The organism is Thermocatellispora tengchongensis (assembly GCF_014202315.1).
Lineage (GTDB): Bacteria > Actinomycetota > Actinomycetes > Streptosporangiales > Streptosporangiaceae > Thermocatellispora > Thermocatellispora tengchongensis.
This window is the reverse complement of the sequence record NZ_JACHGN010000010.1, coordinates 215,646-232,070: the sequence shown is the minus strand read 5'-3', so window position 1 is coordinate 232,070 and position 16,425 is coordinate 215,646. Positions and strand designations below refer to the sequence as shown.

The following is a 16,425-nucleotide window of genomic DNA, read 5'->3' as shown; positions in this document are numbered from 1 at the left end:
TCTGCACTCTGGCCCACACGCAGGCCAGAAACTGTTAAGTTTCTCGGGGTCAGGCGCGGATGGCATTGTTCAGCAAGGCGGTGACAACATGACCCGGGTTGTCGTGGTGGGCGATCTGATGACCGATGCGGTCGCGCGCGCCCGCTACCCGCTCGCCAGGGCCAGCGACACCCCCGCCGTCGTGACCATGCACGGGGGCGGCTCCGGAGCCAACATCGCCTCCTGGCTCGCCGTCGAAGGGGCCGAGGTCGCCTTCATCGGCCGCCGCGGCGCCGACATCACCGGCCGCAACCGCGACATGGAGCTGATGGGCTACGGCGTCGACGCGCGCCTCGTCATGGACCCCGAACGCCCGACCGGCACCTGCGTCGTCCTGGTCACCCACAAGGGTGAGCGCACCATGCTGTCCGACCCCGGCGCCAACGCCGCGCTCTCGCCCGAGGACCTGCCGCGCGACCTGTTCACCGCGGGCTCCCACCTGCACGTCTCCGGCTACACGCTGATCAACGAGGGCTCGCGCGAGGCGGGCCAGGCCGCCCTGGAGCTCGCCCGCCGCGCCGGCATGACGATCTCGGTCGACTGCGCCTCCTCCGCGCCGCTGGAGCGCACGGGCGCCGAGCCGTTCCTGGAGTGGACCCACGGTGCCAAGCTGCTGTTCGCCAACGCCGACCAGGCCAAGGTGCTGACCGGCCGCGAGGAGCCCGCCGCCGCGGCCAAGGTGCTCACCGCCTGGTTCCCGCAGGTCGTGATCAAGCTCGGCGCCGACGGCGCGCTGTGGTACACCAACAGCCGGGCCGAGCCGGTGCAGGTGCCCGCCGAGACGATCGACCGCGTCGTCGACGGCACCGGTGCGGGCGACGCGTTCACCGCGGGCTTCCTGCCCGCCTGGCTTGAGGGCAAGCCGCCGTCCGAGGCCCTGACCAGCGGCTGCCGCCTGGCCGCGAAGGCCATCGCCTACCTCGGCGCCCGTCCGCGCCTCTGACCGCCGCCGCGACGGTGGATGACCGGGGCCTGTGACGGTGTCGGCGCCTCGTCCGCTGCGGCCGGGAGATCCCGAACGGATCGGCGGTTTCACGCTGGTCGGGGTGCTCGGCGAGGGCGGTCAGGGCTCGGTGTACCTGGGGCGGGGCCCCTCCGGCGAGCGGGTGGCGGTCAAGCTGCTGCACGCCCGGTTCGCCGACGACCCGGCGGCGCAGAAGCGGTTCCTGCGCGAGGCCGAGGCCGCCCGGCGGGTGGCCCGGTTCTGCACCGCCGCGGTGCTGGAGGTCGGCGCGCTGGACGGGCGGCCGTACATCGTCGGCGAGTACGTCGAGGGCGGCTCGCTGGCCGACCGGGTCGCCACGGAGGGGCCGCTGGACGAGGCCGCCCTGCTGCGGCTCGCGGTCGCCACCGCGACCGCGCTGGCCGCGATCCACCGCGCCGGGGTGGTGCACCGCGACTTCAAGCCGAGCAACGTGCTGCTCGGGCCCGACGGGCCCCGCGTGATCGACTTCGGCATCGCCAAGGCGCTGGACGTGAGCCAGAGCCACAGCACCGGCGTCGTGGGCACGCCGGCGTACATGGCGCCGGAGCAGTTCCACGGCTCGGCGGTCGGCCCGGCCGTGGACGTGTTCGCCTGGGCGGGCACGCTGGTGTTCGCCGCCACGGGCGCCCCGGCGTTCCGCGCTGAGGGCCTGCCCGCGACCATGCACCGCATCCTGACCACCGAGCCGGACCTGGACGGCGTCCCGGCGTCGCTGCGCCCGCTGCTGTCGGCGGCGCTCGCCAAGGACCCGGCGGCGCGCCCCACCGCCGCCGACTGCCTGACCGCGCTGTTCGGCCTCGGCGGCGACCCCGCGCCTGTTCCCACGCCTGCTCCCGCACCTTCCCCCGCGCCTGCTCCCACACCCGCTCCCCCACCTTCCCCCGGGCCTGCTCCCGGGCCTGCTCCGGTGACGTTCCCCGCACCGGGCCCGCCTCCGCCGCCCGCGCCGCCGTGGTCGGGGTACGTGCCGCCGGCGTCGCCGGTGCGGTACACGGAGACCGGCAAGGCGGTGCGCCGGTTCCCCGCCGGGTCGGGGAGGCGCGGGCTGGGCGTGCTCGCGGCGGTCGCGCTGATCGCCGTGGTGGTGCTGGGGTGGATCGCGGTGCCGAACGCGCTGTCGGCGCTGCGCGGCCAGGGCGGCGACGACGACGGCGCGGGAGAGCGGTCCGCCCCGCCCGCCGGGTTCGGCGCCGCGCTCACCGAGACCGTGAACCCGAGCACGCGCCGAGGCGGCACGATGCGGGTCGGCGCGGAGTACGCGCTGACCAGTTACGATCCGGCCTCCTCCTACGAGCCCGCGGGCACCAACCTGATCAGGCTGTACGGCCGGACTCTGGTGATGTCCCGGCCCGCCCCCGGCGGTCAGGGCGTCACGCTGGTGCCCGACCTGGCCCAGTCGCTGGGCGTGCCGAGCGACGGCGGGCGCACCTGGACCTACAAGCTGCGGCCGGGCCTGCGCTACGAGGACGGCACCCCGATCACCGCCGCCGACGTCGCGTACGCGGTGCTGCGCTCCATGGACGAGTCCTTCCTCGGGCCGGTCTACTTCCGGGAACTGCTCGACCTGCCCTCGCGCTACGAGGGCCCGTACAAGCAGCCCGAGGCCGGCACCTCGACGGCGATCGAGACGCGCGCCGACGGCACCATCGTCTTCCGCCTGAAGAAGCCCTACGCCGAGTTCGACTTCCTCGCCGCGATGCCGCAGACGGTGCCGGTGCCCAAGGCCCGCGACACCGGCGAGCGGTACAAGACGCAGGTTGTCGCGTCGGGTCCGTACCGGTTCGACGGGACGGCCACGGAGGAGCGGCTGCGGCTGGTGCGCAACCCGATGTGGGACCCCGCCACCGACCCCAACCGGCCCGCGCTGCCCGATGCGTACGACATCAGGTTCGACCTCACCCGCAAGCAGATCAACGACCAGATCCGCGCGGGCACGCTGGACCTGGACCTGCGCGGCGGCACGGCGGCCGATGTCGACGTCGCCCGCGTGCGCGACCGGGCCGACGCCCCCCACTACGGCAACCTGCGCTTCTTCGCGATCAATCCGCAGGTGGAGCCGTTCACGGACATCGAGTGCCGCCGCGCGGTGATGTACGCCGTGAACCGCACGGCGCTGACGCAGGCGGTCCGGGGCGGTACCCTGTCCGACCCGGGGCTGCGCGACACACCGGCGACGCACCTGCTGCCGCCCACGATCCCCGGGCGCCGGGCGATCGACCCCTACCCGGCGGGCGCCGAGGGCGACCTTGCCGCGGCCCGCGAGCGGCTGCGCGCCTGCGGCCGGCCCGACGGCTTCTCCACCGTCATGATCCACAACGATCTGCCGCAGCATCGGAACGCGGCCCAGGCCCTGGCCACGGCGCTGGCCCGGGTGGGGATCGAGGTGGAGACCAGGAGCCTGCCCGCGGGCGAGTACTACGGCAAGTACGCGGCCCCGAAGTACCTGCGCGACAACAAGGTCGGCATCATCTCCCGCACCTGGGCCCCCGACTGGCTCGACGGCTACTCCTTCCTGGAGTCGCTGGTCCACAGCAGGCTGATCCTGGACGACGGCGGCTCGGTCAACGTGAGCGTCCGCATGCCCGAGGTGGACAGGCTGCTGGACCAGGCGGCGGCCGAGGCCGACGCCGCGAAGCGGAACCAGACCTGGGCGGAGATCGACCGGCTGGTGACGGAGCAGGCGGTGATCCTGCCCGGGCTGTGGGAGAAGCGTGTGCTGGTGCGCGGGCTCACGCTGACCAACGTGCGGGTGCACCCGGAACTGGCCGAGTACGACCTGGTGGCGCTGGGGCTGAGCCGCTGACCCCTCACTCGGCCGCCCTACTCACTCGGCCGGTGCCGCTCAGCCGGTGACGGCCAGGGCCAGCGGCAGCACCGCGGGCGCGCCCGCGTGGCGGACGAGGGCGGCGGCCATGGTCATGGTCCAGCCGGTGTCCACGCGGTCGTCCACGAGCAGCACAGGGCCGTCCATGGCCTTCAGGGCGCCCGCCAGGGGCGTGGGCACGGCCAGGGTGGCCCTGATCGCCTGCACCCGCTGGGCGCTGTTGTACTGGCGTCCGGGCGGGCCGTTGCGGTAGCCCAGCTCGCCGAGGTAGGCCAGCCGGCCCACCTGGGCCAGCCGCTCGGCCAGGCCGCGTACGAGCCGGGGCCGCGAGGCCGAGGGCACGTTCACCACCGCGACCGGCCGCTGCCGCCACTCCCAGGACGCGAGCACCTGCACCACGGCCGCGAACACCTCGTCGGGCACGGGCTGGTCGGGGGCGCCCTCGGCGAGCATGCCGCGCAGCCGGTTGCCCCAGCCGATGTCGGTCAGCCGGCCCAGCGCGCGGCCCGGCTCGGCGCCGAACTCGGGCTTGATCCGGCCCGACAGGTCGGCCAGCCCGGTGGGCCACTGCTTGCGGGCCTCGATGTCCACCCCGGGGCGGCGCAGCCGCTCGCCCGCGGCGCGCACCGCCCCCTCGGCGACCTCGGCCGAGCGGTGGTCCCCGGTGCAGTTGTCGCACCGCCCGCAGGGGGCGGCGGTGTCGTCGTCGAGGTGGCGGCGCAGGAACTCCTCGCGGCAGCCGGTGGTGGCGATGTAGCCGAGCATGGCCTCCTGCTCGGCGCGCCGTTCGGCGGCGACCCGGGCGTAGCGCTCGCCGTCGTACGCCCACGGCTCGCCGGTCGCCTGCCAGCCGCCCTTCACCCGGCGCACCGCGCCATCGACGTCGAGGACCTTGAGCATGGTCTCCAGGCGGGTGCGGCTGAGATCGACCCGGGTCTCCAGCGCGGCCGTGGACAGCGTGCCGGCCTCGGCCAGGACCTCCAGCGTACGGCGTACGACGGGCTCGGGCGGGAAGGCGAGCGAGCCGAAGTAGGCCCAGATGTCGCGGTCCTCGGCGCCGGGCAGCAGGATCACCTCGGCGCGCTCCACGCCGCGGCCGGCGCGGCCGACCTGCTGGTAGTACGCCACCGGCGACTGCGGTGCGCCCACGTGCACGACGAAGCCGAGGTCGGGCTTGTCGAAGCCCATGCCGAGCGCGGAGGTGGCGACCAGCGCCTTGATCCGGTTGTCGAGCAGGGCCTGCTCGGCGGCCAGCCGCTCGGCCTGCTCGGTCTGGCCGGAGTACGCCGCGACCTCGTGGCCCTGCTCGCGCAGGTAGGCGGCGATCTCCTGGGCGGCGGCCACGGTGAGGGTGTAGACGATCCCGGAGCCGGGCAGCTCGCGCAGCTTCTCGGCCAGCCAGGCCAGGCGCTGTTCGGCGCCGGCGGGGCGCACCACGCTCAGATGCAGGCTCTCGCGCTCCAGCGGGCCGCGCAGCACCACGGTCTCGCCGCCGAGCTGCTCGGCGACGTCGCGGGTGACCCGGGCGTTCGCGGTCGCGGTGGTGGCCAGCACCGGGACGCCGGGCGGCAGCCCGTCGAGGAGGGTGCGCAGGCGCCGGTAGTCGGGGCGGAAGTCGTGGCCCCAGTCGGAGATGCAGTGGGCCTCGTCCACCACGACCAGGCCCGCGCTCTCGGCCAGCTCGGGCAGGACCTGGTCGCGGAAGTCGGGGTTGTTCAGCCGCTCGGGGCTGACCAGCAGCACGTCCACCACGCCCTCGGCGACGCCGGCGTAGATCTTCTCCCACTCCTCGGGGTTGGCGGAGTTGATCGTGGCCGCGTGGATGCCGGCCCGCTCGGCGGCGGCGATCTGGTTGCGCATCAGCGCCAGCAGCGGCGAGACGATGACCGTGGGCCCCTCGCCCAGCTCGCGCAGCAGCGCGGTGGCGATGAAGTAGACCGCCGACTTGCCCCAGCCGGTGCGCTGCACCACCAGCACCCGCGAACGGTCCAGCACCAGCGACCTGATCGCCGTCCACTGGTCCTCGCGCAGGCGGGCGTGCTCGCCGGCGAGGGCGCGCAGCCGCTCCTCGGCCTCCTCGCGCAGCGCCGCCGCCTCGGGGTCGTCGTAGTGAGCCTCAGCCACCTCAGCCATGCAGTCCTTGCTATCAGGTCCGGGTGACTGTTCGCGCCGTTACGGCACGCCGACCTCCCGGCCCCGGCCCCGGTCGGGGTCGCGGTCGGCGTGCTGCTCGAAGGCGTTGATGGTGACGCGGTGCATGATCCGCCGCTCGGTGTAGTCGGCCACGGCGTAGTGCTGGGTGCTGCGGTTGTCCCAGAAGGCCAGCGTGCCGGGCGCCCAGCGCAGCCGCACCTGGAACTCCGGCGACCGGATGTGGTCGATCAGGTACGGCAGCAGCGCCTCGTTCTCGCGGTCGGACAGGCCCACCAGCCGGGTGGTCGAGGCCCGGTTGACGAACAGCGCCTTCTCGCCGGTCTCGGCGTGCACCCGCACGACCGGCCGCTCCAGCGGCGGCCACCTGGCCTGGACCTCGGCCAGGTCGAAGTCGTGCCCCTTGGCGATGGCCTTCTTCATCGACATCGTGATGTCGTGCACGGCGGTCAGCTCCTCGCACAACCGCTGGATCGGCGGCGACAGCGCCTCGAACGCCATGACCGCGTTCGCCCACAGCGTGTCCCCGCCGACCTGGGGCAGCCGCACGCAGCGCAGCAGCGACCCCATCGGCGGCACCGGCTCGAAGGTGTTGTCGCTGTGCCACTCGTCGCCGCCCTCGCCCTTCGGGCTGACCTGGTCGAGCACGTGCACCCGGGTCTTGTGCCGGTTGAAGGCCGGCATGTTCTCGGTGCCGAAGCAGGTGGCGAAGCGGATGTGCTCCTCGTCGGTGATGTGCTGGTCGCGGAAGAACAGGACCCGATGCTCCAGCCAGCCCCGGCGGATCGTGGCCACCTCCTCCTCCGACAGCGGCTTGCGCAGGTCGACTCCGGTGACCTCGGCACCGATGTTCCGGGTGACCGGCGTGAACTCGATCATCGTCCCGAACCGCCTTCCGCCTTATCAAGCAATCGCTTGGTCAAGGATACCTCGCCGCATCCCCCTGTGGGCGGCCCGCCACCACGTGGTTGGATCTGGTGTCCATGGACGTCACGACCTGGCACCTGGAGCAGACCGACCCGGCGGACCTCATCCCGGCCAAGCCGCCGCGCATGCAGGTGGACGTGGTGCGCTCCGAAGTCCCCTCGCCGGAGTTCGCCCGTTTCCTCTACACCGCGGTCGGCGGCGACTGGCACTGGACCACCCGCCTGCCCTGGACCCGGCGGCAGTGGCTCGCCTGGCTCGACCGGCCCGGCCTGGAGACCTGGGTGGCCTGGCACCGCGGCACCCCGGCGGGCTACGTACAACTGGAGTCCCAGCCCGACGGCGTCGTGGAGATCACCAACTTCGGCCTCCTCCCGTACGCCATCGGCCACGGCGTGGGCGGCCACCTCCTGCACGCGGGCGCCTCCCGCGCCTGGGACATCCACCTGCGCTGGCCCGGCCGCGAGCCCACCCGCAGGGTCTGGGTCCACACCTGTTCCCTGGACGGCCCCGCCGCCCTGTCCAACTACAAGGCCCGCGGCTTCCGCCTGTTCAAGACCGAGGTCAAGCAGGAGGACGTCGCCGACACCCCACCGGGCCCCTGGCCCGGCGCCTGACCCGCCACGGCTCGCCACTGGCTCGCCACTACGGGCGGCGAGGCCGTGCGGGCGATGGGCGGGACTCGTGACGCGTGCCGGTCATGGGCGAAGCGCAGGCGATAATGACTGCCATGGCCCGACGAACCACCAGTTCCCCGCCGCCGGAGGACTTCGAGGAACGCATCATCGACATCGACGTTTCCGCGGAGATGCGTACGAGCTTCCTGGAGTACGCCTACTCAGTGATCTACCAGCGAGCGCTGCCCGACGCGAGAGACGGCCTCAAGCCGGTGCAGCGGCGCATCCTCTACTCCATGAGCGAGATGGGGCTGCGGCCCGACCGGGGGCACGTCAAGTCGTCCCGGGTGGTCGGCGACGTCATGGGCAAGCTGCATCCCCACGGCGACGGCGCGATCTACGACGCGCTGGTGCGCATGGCGCAGCCGTTCTCGATGCGGCTGCCGCTGGTGGACGGGCACGGCAACTTCGGCTCCCCCGACGACGCCCCGGCGGCGATGCGCTACACCGAGGCGCGCCTGGCCACGGCGGCGACGCTGATGGTGCAGTCGATCGACGAGGAGACCGTCGACTTCAAGCCCAACTACGACGGCCAGGAGACCGAGCCCACGGTCATGCCGTCGGCGTTCCCCAACCTGCTGGTGAACGGCGCGACCGGCATCGCGGTGGGCATGGCGACCAACATGGCGCCGCACAACCTGGTCGAGGTCATCGCCGCCGCGCGGCACCTGATCAAGAAGCCGCACGCGACGCTGGACGAGCTGATGCGGTTCGTGCCGGGGCCCGACCTGCCCACCGGGGGCATCGTCATCGGGCTGGAGGGCATCCGCGACGCGTACGAGCGGGGCCGCGGCACGTTCCGGATGCGGGCCAAGTGCGCGATCGAGCAGGTGACCCCGCGGCGCAAGGGCATCGTGGTCACCGAGCTGCCCTTCAACGTCGGCCCCGAGCGCGTGGTCACCAAGATCAAGGAACTGGTCACCGCGAAGAAACTGCAGGGCATCTCCGACCTCAAGGACCTCACCGACCGGCACAAGGGCCTGCGCCTGGTCATCGAGATCAAGACCGGCTTCAACCCCGAGGCCGTGCTGGAGGAGCTGTACCGGCTCACCCCGATGGAGGAGACCTTCGGCATCAACAACGTGGCGCTGGTCGACGGCCAGCCGCGCACGCTGGGCCTGAAGGAGCTGCTCCAGGTCTACGTGGACCACCGCATCGACGTCGTACGCCGCCGCTCCACCTACCGCCGCCGCAAGCGCGAGGAGCGGCTGCACCTCGTTGACGGCCTGGTCATCGCGCTGCTCAACATCGACGAGGTCATCCAGGTCATCCGGTCCAGCGACGACTCCGCCCAGGCGCGCTCGCGCCTGATGCAGGTCTTCGAGCTGTCGGAGATCCAGGCGGCCTACATCCTCGACACGCCGCTGCGCCGCCTGACCAAGTACGACAAGCTGGAGCTGGAGCGCGAGCGGCAGACCTTGCAGGACGAGATCGCCGAGCTGACCTCGATCCTGTCCTCGGAGGAGAAGCTGCGCAAGGTCGTCTCGGCCGAGCTGGCGGAGGTCGCCAAGTCCTACGGCACGCCGCGGCGCACGGTGCTGCTGGAGTCGTCCGGGGCGTCGCTGTCGGCGGCGGTCCCGCTGGAGGTCGCCGACGACCCGTGCCGGGTCCTGCTGTCCTCCACCGGCCTGCTGGCGCGCACCTCCGACGCCGAGCCCCTGGCGGGCGAGGGCGAGCGGTCCAACCACGACGTGCTCGTCTCGGCGGTGCACTCGACCGTGCGCGGCGAGGTGGGCGTGGTGACCTCGCGCGGCCGGGTGATCCGGGTCAGCGTGCTCGACCTGCCCGCGCTGCCGCCCTCGGCGAGCCCGCCGTCGCTGTCGGGGGGGCATCCGGTGAGCGAGTACGTCCAGCTCGACGCCGGCGAGAGCGTGGTCGGCCTGGGCTCGCTCGACCCGTCGGGCCCCGGGCTCGCGCTCGGCACCCGGCACGGCGTGGTCAAGCGGGTGGTGCCCGAGTATCCGGTCAACCGCGACGAGTTCGAGGTGATCGGGCTGAAGGACGGCGACGAGGTGGTCGGCGCGGTCGAGCTGACCTCCGAGGACCACGATCTGGTGTTCATCTCCTCCGACGCGCAGATGCTGCGCTTCCCCGCCTCCTCCGTACGCCCGCAGGGCCGCCCCGCCGGCGGCATGGCGGGCATCCGGCTCGACCCGGCGGCCACGGTGGTGTTCTTCGGCGCGGTCGATCCGAACAGGGAGGCCCGGGTGGTGACCGTGGCGGGCTCCACCACGGCGCTGCCGGGCACCCAGACGGGCGGCGGCAAGGTGTCCGACTACGCCGAGATCCCGGCCAAGGGCCGCGCGACCGGCGGCGTACGGGTGCAGCGGTTCCTGAAGGGCGAGGACGCGCTGCTGCTGGCCTGGGCGGGCCCGGCGCCCGCGCGGGCGGTCTCGGCCACCGGCAAGCCGGTGCCGCTGCCGGAGGAGCTGGGGCGGCGCGACGGCTCCGGCGTACGCCTGACGAACACGATCGGCGCCGTGGGCGGCGCGATCGGCACCGACCCGCGCCCCGCGGCGAGGCCGGCCCAGCAGGAGCCGCAGGACCAGGAGCAGCAGCAGGAGGCGGAGCTGTTCTGACGCCCGGCACGGCGCCCCGCACGGCCCCCGCCTCAGGGGCAGGCCGGTGCGGGGCGCCACCGTCATCGGCGGGCGGTCAGCTCCACGCCGTCCCGTCCTCCACGCACAGGCAGAAGGGGTGCCCGGCGGGGTCGAGGTAGACGCGGAAGTCGCCGTCGGGCCTGCCCGGCTGGTGCTCGGGCATGGTCGCGCCGAGCTCCAGCACGAACTTCTCCGCCGCGTCCACGTCCGCGGCGATCAGGTCGAGGTGGAGCTGCTGCGGGCGCTCGGGGTCGGGCCACTCCGGGCGCCGGTAGTCCTCGGCCCGCTGGAAGGACAGCTTGCGGCCGTCGGCTCCCTCGATCGTGGACCACTCGTCGTCCAGCTTGGTGACCTCCCAGCCGAGCACCTGGGCGTAGAAGCGCGCCAGTTCCTTGGGGTCGGGGCAGTCAAGGACCGTCGAGTGCATCTTCGCCACACCGGCCATCGCCGCGGCACCATCCTCTCCTACGCGTTCCACTCGTACGCGTTCCACCAACACCACTGATCACGTTACACCGGTGTCGCCGTGGTCGGCCAGCCTGGCGGCCTGCGATGGGACACAATGGGCGTCATGGCTGTCAGCTCGTTCATGGTCCCGCTCGGCACTCCCGCCCCCGACTTCGAGCTGCCGTCGATCGACGGCGGCAGGTTCGCCCTCAGCGAGGTGAAGGGCTCGCCGGCGACCCTGGTGACCTTCCTGTGCAACCACTGTCCGTACGTCCGCCGCATCGAGCGCGGCCTCGGCGCCTTCGCCGCCGACTACCGCGACCGGCTCGCGATCGTGGCCATCTGCAGCAACGACGTGAGCGCCTACCCCGACGACGACGCGGCACACCTGGCCGAGCAGGCCCGGCGGGCCGGGTTCGCCTTCCCCTACCTCGTGGACGAGACCCAGGAGGTCGCCAGGGCGTACAAGGCGGCGTGCACCCCCGATTTCTTCCTGTACGACCGCGAGCTGCGGCTGGCGTACCGGGGGGAGTTCGACAACGCCCGCCCGAGCAACGACGTCGCGGTCACCGGCGCCTCGCTCAGGGCCGCCGTGGACGCCGTGCTCGCCGGGACCACCCCCGAGGGACCCCAGCAGCCCAGCCTCGGCTGCGGCATCAAGTGGAAGCCCGGCAACGAGCCCGCCTGACTCCGCCCCTCAGGCGGGAGCGCCGGCCTGCGCCGCGGCCGACCGGATGGCGAACAGCAACTGCCACGGCTCGCCCGACTCCCAGTTCTTCACGATCGCCAGCCCTTCGTCACCCGGGTCGAACGGGCCGTCGCCGCCGGGCCCGAAACACCCGGCCTCGACCAGCCCGGTGATGAGCGGATCGCCGTCGTCGAGCGAGCCGGCGTACGCCGCCGCGTCGAGCAGGGCCAGCGCGCACCGGGCGTTGCGCCCGCCGTCGCGGACCTCGACCCGGTCCAGCCGGCGCCTGCCGTGGGTGCGGAAGTACTCCGCGACGGATTCGCTCCTGGTCATTGTCCTCTCCCGAGTCGCTCACGTTGAGTCGCAACATCATTACCCAAGGTGAGCACTGATCGTGTGACGTTGACCAACCCCGTGCCGGCTCTGTGCCACCCGTGTGCAGGCGGCCACGGCTCGTAGGCACGGATAGCCCCCGGAAACAGTCATGAAACCCGGATGTTGCACCATTACCGGCATGACCGCCTTCGATGACCTGCTCGCCGCGAACAAGAAGTACGCCGCCGACTTCTCGCACTCGAACCTGACGGGTCGAGCCGCCCGCAGGCTCGCCGTGGTCACCTGCATGGACTCCCGCATCGACCCCCTGGGCCTGCTCGGCCTCCAGGCGGGCGACGCCAAGATCCTGCGCAACGCAGGCGCCCGCGTGACCGACGACGTCCAGCGCACCCTGGTGCTGGCGGTCTACCTCCTCGGCGTGAACCGCGTCCTGGTCATGCCGCACACCGACTGCCGCATGTCCAAGTCCACCGACAGCGACATCCACGACCTCATCGCCCGCGACCACGGCGTGGACACCCGCAGCCTCGACTTCCACACGGTCGCCGACCAGGGCGAGGCCCTACGCCACGACCTGACCCGCATCCGCACCAGCCCTTTCCTCCCCAGCGACCTGGCGGTAGGCGGCGCCATCTACGACGTCCACACCGGCGAACTCATCCCCGTGGACATGTGACCCACGCCCACGACCGCTCCCGCGAGCAGGCGCCGCGGCCACGCCTCCTCCCCCTGCCGAATCCACGCCTACCGACCTCACGCACGCCGATCACGGGCATGCCGAGGAGGGTCGGCGGGCCCGGGGCACGGGAGCAGTCCACGGGCCGCAGGCCACGAGCCACGGACCGCAGGCCACGAGCCACGGACCGCAGGCCACGAGCCACGGACCGCAGGCCACGAACCGCAGGCCATGAGCCACGGACCTGCGGAGGCGCGGCCGAAGAGGGGGCGCCGCCTGCCGCGTGGGCCTTCGGCAGCAGGTCGGGCGGCGGCCGGATGCGCCCATGCGGAGCACCGGCGGCCTGGGACACGGGCCCGACGCAGCCGCGCTCCGCGGATGCGTACCACAGAGGAGGGGCGGCCGGATGCGCCCATGCAGAGCACGCGCGGCCTGGGACACCGGCTCGACGCAGCCGCGCTCCGCGGATGCGTACCACAGAGGAGGGGCGGCGCGATGCGCTCATGCAGGGCACGGGCGGCCTGGGACACCGGCTCGACGCGGCCGCGCTTCGCGGATGCGTACCGCGGAGGAGGGGCGGCCGGATGCGCCCATGCAGAGCACCGGCGGCCCGGGACACGGGCCCGACGTGGCCGGGCTTCGTGGACGCGTGTGGCGGAGGAGGGGCGGCGCGGGGTGTCAGGCGTCGATGTGGTCGCGGTCCACTTCGGCGGCGTTGCCGACGATGAACTCGCGGCGGGGGGCGACGTCGCTGCCCATGAGCAGGTCGAAGATCCGCTCGGCCTCCTCGACGTCCTCGATGCGGACGCGGCGGAGGGTGCGGTGGCGGGGTTCCATGGTGGTCTCGGCGAGCTGGTCGGCGTCCATCTCGCCCAGGCCCTTGTAGCGCTGCACCGGGTCCTTCCAGCGCTTGCCGCGCCGCTCCAGGTCGCGCAGTACGCGGTGCAGCTCGGCGTCGGTGTAGCAGTAGACGTACTTGTCCTGGCCGCGGCCGGGGTTGGTGATCTCGATGCGGTGCAGCGGGGGCACGGCGGCGAAGACGCGGCCCGCCTCGACCATCGGGCGCATGTAGCGGTGGAAGAGGGTGAGCAGCAGGCAGCGGATGTGGGCGCCGTCCACGTCGGCGTCGGCCATCAGGATGACCTTGCCGTAGCGGGCCGCGGAGAGGTCGAAGGAGCGGCCGGAGCCGGCGCCGATGACCTGGATGATCGCGGCGCACTCGGCGTTCTTGAGCATGTCGGAGACCGACGCCTTCTGCACGTTGAGGATCTTGCCTCGGATCGGCAGCAGCGCCTGGAACTCCGAGTCGCGGGCGGCGCGGGCGGTGCCCAGGGCGGAGTCGCCCTCGACGATGAACAGCTCGCTGCGATCGACGTCGTCGCTGCGGCAGTCGACCAGCTTGGCCGGGAGCGCGGAGTTCTCCAGGGCGCTCTTGCGGCGCTGGTTGTCGCGGTGCTCGCGGGCCGCGATGCGGGCCTTGGCCGCGGCCACGACCTTCTCCAGCACCTGGCGCAGCGCCTGCTTCTGGCCCCGCTTGGGGTTGGCGAAGATCTGCTTGAGCTCGCGGGAGACGACGTGGGAGACGATCCGGGTGGCCGCGGAGGTGCCCAGGACCTCCTTGGTCTGGCCCTCGAACTGCGGCTCGGGCACCCGGACCGTGACGACCGCGGTGAGCCCTTCGAGGGCGTCCTCCTTCAGGATCGGGTCGTCGCCGTTCTTCAGCAGGCGGGTCTCGCGCAGCAGCTCGTTGAGGGTGCGGACCAGGGCGCGCTCGAAGCCGTTGACGTGGGTGCCGCCCTTGGGGGTGGCGATCACGTTGACGAAGGAGCGCACGGTGGTGTCGTAGCCCTTGCCCCAGCGCATCGCGACGTCCACGGTCAGCTCGCGCTCGACCTCGGTCGGGGTCATGTGGCCCTGGTCGTCGAGCACGGGGACGGTCTCGTGAAAGTGGCCGACGCCCTGTAGCCGCATCACCTCGCAGACCGCCTCGTCGCGGGCCAGGAACTCGGTGAACTCGGAGATGCCGCCGTCGAAGCGGAACTCCTCCTCCACCGGCTCCTCGCCCCGGCTGTCGCGCACGAACAGGGTCAGGCCGGGCACCAGGAACGCGGTCTGGCGCAGGCGTACGTGGATCTCGTCGAGCAGGACCTCGGCGTCGGGCAGGAAGATCTGCGTGTCGGCCCACCAGCGCACCCGGGTGCCGGTGCCCTTGCCCCGGCTCAGCGGGCCGAGGTCGCGCAGGCCGGACTTCTTCTTGAACTTGGCCTTGGGGCCCTCGCCGTCGAACACGCCGGGCACGCCGCGGCGAAAGCTGATCTCGTGGGTGCGGCCGTCGCGATCGACCTGGACGTCGAGGCGGGAGGAGAGGGCGTTGACCACGGACGCGCCCACGCCGTGCAGGCCGCCGGACGCGCCGTAGGAGCCGCCGCCGAACTTGCCGCCGGCGTGCAGCTTGGTGTATACGAGCTCGACGCCGGCCAGGCCGCTCTTGGGCTCGATGTCGACCGGGATGCCGCGGCCGTCGTCGCGGACCTCGATCGAGCCGTCGGCGTACAACTCGACCTCGATGCGGCTGCAGTAGCCCGCGAGGGCTTCGTCGACCGAGTTGTCCACGATCTCCCAGAGGCAGTGCATGAGACCGCGGGTGTCGGTGGACCCGATGTACATTCCGGGGCGCTTGCGGACGGCCTCAAGGCCTTCCAGGACCGACAGATGACGGGCCGTGTAACCCGTCTCCATGCTTACGGCGGTCACACCCACTCCCACTCTTCAACTCTCCCAGCCGCTGGAGCTGGTGTTCGAATTCATCGAACACATGTGCGTAGCTTACCGTTCTTCCCGCTAACGCGCGTACAAGCTTGCCATGGCGCCGAGATTGGCGTTACCTCGGGAGTGGCGCCCGTCACTTTCCGACACATTCCGCTCTGGGCGTAGCCGGGGGGCGGTTGGGAACGTCCCGGCCGGGTTAGATGTTGTCCCAAGTGACTGACGCCAGATCCCCGTCCCTGCGGGGATGACCCGAAAGGCGATACGTGACTGGAGCTCTCGCCCCCACCAAGCCGCTGACGGCCATCGACCGCTGTGACCGTTGCGGTGCCCAGGCCTACATTCGCGCGACCCTGCCCGTGGGTGGGGAGCTGCTGTTCTGCGCCCACCACGGGCGGCAGCACGTAGCGGCGCTGCGCGAGAAGGGCGCTGACATTCAGGACGAGTCGGCGCGGCTCAGCCAGACCCGCGCGACCGCCTCCGAGAACGAACGATGAGATCGACGTCATAGGTCACCCGACCCGGTAGTGATACCGGCCCGACTCCGTGAAGCCGGCGCGCTCGTACAGCGCCCGAGCGGCGGTGTTGGCCTCGGTGACCACGAGATATGCCCGTTTCGCGCCCTGTTGCTCCGCATCGGAGAGCAGGGCGCGAAGCACGCTTCGCGCGTGTCCGGCGCGCCGCGCCCCGGGCAGCACCGCCATGCAGTAGATCCCGTACCAGTCGCCCTGGGCGACCCCGCGCCCGACGCCGTACGGCGCCTCGCGCGGGCCGCGCCAGGCGTACCGCGCCGGCACCCCGCCGAGGATCCGCGAGGCCGTGCCCAAGGCCGTGTCCAAGGCCGCGCCCTCGGCGTCGCCGGCGTCCCCGTACCTGCCGTCCACCCGCCACCAGGCGCGCAGCCAGGCCGGGAACGGCTCTTCCGCCATGCCCACCTCCTCCTCCGGCGCGCCGTCGCACGCCGTGCCGAGGGACGCGGTCATGATCAGGGTCGGGTCCGCCAGGGCGTAGCCGCGCCGCGCCAGCTCGGCGTCCAGCCCTTCCGGCGCGCCCGGCCCCATCGAGAACACGCACGGCGTGCCCAGCGACGCGTAGTGGCGTTCCGCGGCGTCCACGGCCGCGGCGATCCCCTCCGGCGGCTCCCCCACGGCGAGCACCGAGTTGGCCCGTTTCGTCACCCCGCCGGCGTGCCGGTACACCCATTCCCCCGCCCGTACGCGGTGCGGCGCGGGCCAGGCGGCGTCCACGAGGCGCTCGGCCTCCCCCTCGATCATCCCCGCAGCTTAACGGGCCGCCACGCCAGTCCGCCCCT

At 72.6% G+C, this 16,425-nt stretch carries 13 protein-coding genes; 7 read left to right on the top strand and 6 right to left on the bottom strand.

Annotation, left to right across the window (positions count from 1 at the left end; genetic code table 11):
• Positions 1-88: 88 nt before the first annotated feature.
• Both HNP84_RS24155 and HNP84_RS24150 read left to right on the top strand, forming a co-directional pair.
• On the top strand, positions 89-982 hold the full coding sequence (locus HNP84_RS24155; protein WP_185052156.1) for a carbohydrate kinase family protein: 894 nt from the start codon (positions 89-91) through the stop codon (positions 980-982).
• Between the two features lie 31 nt (positions 983-1,013).
• Positions 1,014-3,827, top strand: a complete 2,814-nt coding sequence (locus HNP84_RS24150) for an ABC transporter substrate-binding protein (RefSeq protein ID WP_185052155.1) — start codon at positions 1,014-1,016, stop codon at positions 3,825-3,827.
• 39 nt (positions 3,828-3,866) lie between these two features.
• Here HNP84_RS24150 and HNP84_RS24145 read toward each other — a convergent pair whose 3' ends face one another.
• Positions 3,867-5,981, bottom strand: coding sequence for a RecQ family ATP-dependent DNA helicase (locus HNP84_RS24145; RefSeq protein ID WP_185052154.1), 2,115 nt, complete (start codon positions 5,979-5,981; stop codon positions 3,867-3,869).
• 39 nt (positions 5,982-6,020) lie between these two features.
• On the bottom strand, positions 6,021-6,878 hold the full coding sequence (locus tag HNP84_RS24140; protein WP_185052153.1) for a TauD/TfdA dioxygenase family protein: 858 nt from the start codon (positions 6,876-6,878) through the stop codon (positions 6,021-6,023).
• Positions 6,879-6,982: 104 nt separating this feature from the next.
• Between HNP84_RS24140 and HNP84_RS24135 the strand changes: the two genes are divergently transcribed.
• Together HNP84_RS24135 and HNP84_RS24130 are read left to right on the top strand one after the other, a co-directional pair.
• Entirely contained in the window at positions 6,983-7,540 is a 558-nt protein-coding gene (locus HNP84_RS24135) for a GNAT family N-acetyltransferase (protein WP_185052152.1), read from the top strand.
• Positions 7,541-7,653: 113 nt separating this feature from the next.
• Entirely contained in the window at positions 7,654-10,179 is a 2,526-nt protein-coding gene (locus HNP84_RS24130) for a DNA gyrase/topoisomerase IV subunit A (RefSeq protein ID WP_185052151.1), read from the top strand.
• A gap of 76 nt (positions 10,180-10,255) precedes the next feature.
• Here the strand turns inward: HNP84_RS24130 and HNP84_RS24125 are convergent, their stop codons facing one another.
• Entirely contained in the window at positions 10,256-10,645 is a 390-nt protein-coding gene (locus tag HNP84_RS24125; RefSeq protein WP_185052150.1) for a VOC family protein, read from the bottom strand.
• Between the two features lie 126 nt (positions 10,646-10,771).
• Here HNP84_RS24125 and HNP84_RS24120 point away from each other — a divergent pair, with 126 nt between their 5' ends.
• A complete protein-coding gene (locus HNP84_RS24120; protein WP_185052149.1) occupies positions 10,772-11,335 on the top strand; it encodes a thioredoxin family protein in 564 nt (187 codons plus the stop codon).
• Between the two features lie 9 nt (positions 11,336-11,344).
• Here the strand turns inward: HNP84_RS24120 and HNP84_RS24115 are convergent, their stop codons facing one another.
• Positions 11,345-11,668 carry a hypothetical protein gene (locus tag HNP84_RS24115; protein ID WP_185052148.1) on the bottom strand — a complete coding sequence of 108 codons (324 nt, stop codon included), beginning with the start codon at positions 11,666-11,668 and terminating at the stop codon, positions 11,345-11,347.
• 181 nt (positions 11,669-11,849) lie between these two features.
• Here HNP84_RS24115 and HNP84_RS24110 point away from each other — a divergent pair, with 181 nt between their 5' ends.
• Positions 11,850-12,347, top strand: a complete 498-nt coding sequence (locus HNP84_RS24110; protein ID WP_185052147.1) for a beta-class carbonic anhydrase — start codon at positions 11,850-11,852, stop codon at positions 12,345-12,347.
• Positions 12,348-13,025: 678 nt separating this feature from the next.
• Here the strand turns inward: HNP84_RS24110 and HNP84_RS24105 are convergent.
• Positions 13,026-15,086, bottom strand: coding sequence for a DNA gyrase/topoisomerase IV subunit B (locus HNP84_RS24105; RefSeq protein WP_185052323.1), 2,061 nt, complete (start codon positions 15,084-15,086; stop codon positions 13,026-13,028).
• Positions 15,087-15,379: 293 nt separating this feature from the next.
• Between HNP84_RS24105 and HNP84_RS24100 the strand changes: the two genes are divergently transcribed.
• Positions 15,380-15,610, top strand: coding sequence for a DUF7455 domain-containing protein (locus HNP84_RS24100; protein ID WP_185052146.1), 231 nt, complete (start codon positions 15,380-15,382; stop codon positions 15,608-15,610).
• Between the two features lie 15 nt (positions 15,611-15,625).
• Here the strand turns inward: HNP84_RS24100 and HNP84_RS24095 are convergent, their stop codons facing one another.
• A complete protein-coding gene (locus HNP84_RS24095) occupies positions 15,626-16,387 on the bottom strand; it encodes a GNAT family N-acetyltransferase (RefSeq protein WP_185052145.1) in 762 nt (253 codons plus the stop codon).
• Between the last annotated feature and the right edge of the window lie 38 nt (positions 16,388-16,425).

Excerpts from the sequence above, each read along its gene's own strand:
- HNP84_RS24155 (WP_185052156.1), top strand. The coding sequence starts at position 89 with ATGACCCGGGTTGTCGTGGTGGGCGATCTGATGACCGATGCGGTCGCG.
- HNP84_RS24145 (WP_185052154.1), bottom strand. The coding sequence starts at position 5,981 with ATGGCTGAGGTGGCTGAGGCTCACTACGACGACCCCGAGGCGGCGGCG.
- HNP84_RS24140 (WP_185052153.1), bottom strand. The coding sequence starts at position 6,878 with ATGATCGAGTTCACGCCGGTCACCCGGAACATCGGTGCCGAGGTCACC.
- HNP84_RS24135 (WP_185052152.1), top strand. The coding sequence starts at position 6,983 with ATGGACGTCACGACCTGGCACCTGGAGCAGACCGACCCGGCGGACCTC.
- HNP84_RS24130 (WP_185052151.1), top strand. The coding sequence starts at position 7,654 with ATGGCCCGACGAACCACCAGTTCCCCGCCGCCGGAGGACTTCGAGGAA.
- HNP84_RS24125 (WP_185052150.1), bottom strand. The coding sequence starts at position 10,645 with ATGGCCGGTGTGGCGAAGATGCACTCGACGGTCCTTGACTGCCCCGAC.
- HNP84_RS24120 (WP_185052149.1), top strand. The coding sequence starts at position 10,772 with ATGGCTGTCAGCTCGTTCATGGTCCCGCTCGGCACTCCCGCCCCCGAC.
- HNP84_RS24115 (WP_185052148.1), bottom strand. The coding sequence starts at position 11,668 with ATGACCAGGAGCGAATCCGTCGCGGAGTACTTCCGCACCCACGGCAGG.
- HNP84_RS24110 (WP_185052147.1), top strand. The coding sequence starts at position 11,850 with ATGACCGCCTTCGATGACCTGCTCGCCGCGAACAAGAAGTACGCCGCC.
- HNP84_RS24105 (WP_185052323.1), bottom strand. The coding sequence starts at position 15,086 with ATGGAGACGGGTTACACGGCCCGTCATCTGTCGGTCCTGGAAGGCCTT.
- HNP84_RS24095 (WP_185052145.1), bottom strand. The coding sequence starts at position 16,387 with ATGATCGAGGGGGAGGCCGAGCGCCTCGTGGACGCCGCCTGGCCCGCG.